The 1536-nt window shown below is 56.3% G+C and carries 1 rRNA gene (only partly in view); it reads left to right on the forward strand.

The window, feature by feature from the left end:
* Nucleotides 1–1503 (forward strand): 23S ribosomal RNA (locus AB0H82_RS36330) (it extends 1371 nt beyond the left edge of the window).
* Nucleotides 1504–1536 lie beyond the last annotated feature (33 nt).

Consider the following 1536-nt stretch of genomic DNA (forward strand, 5'->3'; position numbering starts at 1 on the left):
TGGTAGTAGGTGAGTGATGGGGTGACGCAGGAAGGTAGTCCAGCCCGGGCGGTGGTTGTCCCGGGGTAAGGGTGTAGGCCGTGCGGTAGGTAAATCCGTCGCACACAAGGCTGAGACCTGATGCCGAGCCGATTGTGGTGAAGTGGATGATCCTATGCTGTCGAGAAAAGCCTCTAGCGAGTTTCATGGCGGCCCGTACCCTAAACCGACTCAGGTGGTCAGGTAGAGAATACCGAGGCGTTCGGGTGAACTATGGTTAAGGAACTCGGCAAAATGCCCCCGTAACTTCGGGAGAAGGGGGGCCATCACCGGTGATCGGATTTACTCCGTGAGCTGGGGGTGGCCGCAGAGACCAGCGAGAAGCGACTGTTTACTAAAAACACAGGTCCGTGCGAAGCCGTAAGGCGATGTATACGGACTGACGCCTGCCCGGTGCTGGAACGTTAAGGGGACCGGTTAGTGCACTTTCGGGTGTGCGAAGCTGAGAACTTAAGCGCCAGTAAACGGCGGTGGTAACTATAACCATCCTAAGGTAGCGAAATTCCTTGTCGGGTAAGTTCCGACCTGCACGAATGGCGTAACGACTTCTCGACTGTCTCAACCATAGGCCCGGTGAAATTGCACTACGAGTAAAGATGCTCGTTTCGCGCAGAAGGACGGAAAGACCCCGGGACCTTTACTACAGTTTGATATTGGTGTTCGGTTCGGCTTGTGTAGGATAGGTGGGAGACTTTGAAGCGGGCACGCCAGTGTTCGTGGAGTCGCCGTTGAAATACCACTCTGGTCGTGCTGGATGTCTAACCTCGGTCCGTGATCCGGATCAGGGACAGTGTCTGATGGGTAGTTTAACTGGGGCGGTTGCCTCCCAAAGGGTAACGGAGGCGCCCAAAGGTTCCCTCAGCCTGGTTGGTAATCAGGTGTTGAGTGTAAGTGCACAAGGGAGCTTGACTGTGAGACCGACGGGTCGAGCAGGGACGAAAGTCGGGACTAGTGATCCGGCGGTGGCTTGTGGAAGCGCCGTCGCTCAACGGATAAAAGGTACCCCGGGGATAACAGGCTGATCTTCCCCAAGAGTCCATATCGACGGGATGGTTTGGCACCTCGATGTCGGCTCGTCGCATCCTGGGGCTGGAGTCGGTCCCAAGGGTTGGGCTGTTCGCCCATTAAAGCGGTACGCGAGCTGGGTTTAGAACGTCGTGAGACAGTTCGGTCCCTATCCTCTGTGCGCGTAGGAATATTGAGAAGGGCTGTCCCTAGTACGAGAGGACCGGGACGGACGAACCTCTGGTGTGCCAGTTGTCCTGCCAAGGGCATGGCTGGTTGGCTACGTTCGGAAAGGATAACCGCTGAAAGCATCTAAGCGGGAAGCCTGCTTCGAGATGAGTATTCCCACCCCCTTTGAGGGGTTAAGGCTCCCAGTAGACGACTGGGTTGATAGGCCAGATCTGGAAGCCCGGTAACGGGTGGAGGTGACTGGTACTAATAGGCCGAGGGCTTGTCCTCAGTTGCTCGCGTCCACTGTGTTGGTTCTGAAAC

Origin of the sequence: Streptomyces sp. NPDC050732 (genome assembly GCF_040654255.1) — a bacterium.
In the GTDB taxonomy this organism is placed as follows: Bacteria; Actinomycetota; Actinomycetes; order Streptomycetales; family Streptomycetaceae; genus Streptomyces.